This is a genomic window from Ciceribacter ferrooxidans, assembly GCF_004137355.1.
In the GTDB taxonomy this organism is placed as follows: domain Bacteria; phylum Pseudomonadota; class Alphaproteobacteria; order Rhizobiales; family Rhizobiaceae; genus Allorhizobium; species Allorhizobium ferrooxidans.
In genome coordinates, this window is record NZ_SDVB01000229.1 from 1 (window position 1) to 258 (window position 258).

1 protein-coding gene is annotated in these 258 nt (G+C 55.8%); it reads left to right on the top strand.

Annotated features, from left to right (window positions below; translation table 11 throughout):
- Positions 1-26: 26 nt before the first annotated feature.
- Positions 27-258 (top strand): hypothetical protein (locus tag EUU22_RS25605; protein WP_205687896.1); only part of this gene is annotated, 232 nt, incomplete at its 3' end.

Sequence of the window (258 nt, forward strand, 5' to 3'; positions counted from 1 at the left end):
CGCAATTCATCAGCAGAGGAACTGAGGTGGCATTCGTTGAGCGGCACAAGCAGGCAGCACTGAGCGACTTGAGGATTTTCGGAGACAGCACTTCGGACCTAGCTGAGACGGCGCGATACGATTTTCAATACTGGGCAGGCCGCCAACAAGAGTTCGGGGGGCGGTTGTCGCAAACAGAAATTGAGCTTCTCAACCAACTTCAGGCTGGGCGAAGGAAACAAATCAGCGCCGAGGACCTGCGGCGACGTGTACCGAACT